This window comes from Pseudomonas sp. WSY_20 (assembly GCF_043104335.1).
Lineage (GTDB): Bacteria > Pseudomonadota > Gammaproteobacteria > Pseudomonadales > Pseudomonadaceae > Aquipseudomonas > Aquipseudomonas parafulva_B.
This window is the reverse complement of record NZ_JBICKP010000026.1, coordinates 1-320: the sequence shown is the minus strand read 5'-3', so window position 1 is coordinate 320 and position 320 is coordinate 1. Positions and strand designations below refer to the sequence as shown.

1 protein-coding gene is annotated in these 320 nt (G+C 62.2%); it reads right to left on the bottom strand.

All coding sequences use genetic code 11. From position 1 onward, the window contains the following. The coding region (tssD, locus tag ACF8E5_RS08480) for a type VI secretion system tube protein TssD (RefSeq protein WP_392475146.1) at positions 1 to 320 on the bottom strand (320 nt) is incomplete at both ends.

The following is a 320-nucleotide window of genomic DNA, read 5'->3' as shown; positions in this document are numbered from 1 at the left end:
TAGGCCATGCTGACCTCGATCAGCTGGGTGTAGCCGGACTTGCTGGTGTCCTGGGCGTGCGGCAGCACGGTGTTGATGTCGACGATGGTGGCGTCTTCGAGCAGGGTGGTGAAGAAGTGTTCCTGCTTGCCCTCGACCGAAGTGCGGAACCACTGGGTTTCCACCTTGCTCAGGGTTTCGCCGGTAGCCAGGGCCTGGTACAGCAGCGGGATAGCCTTGTTCAGCGCGCAGGTGAAGACGAACGGCTTATGCACACGCTGGCCGGACGGTTGGCCGCTTTGCGGGTCGGTAGGGGTGGTGACGCGGTGCTTGATTTCCTG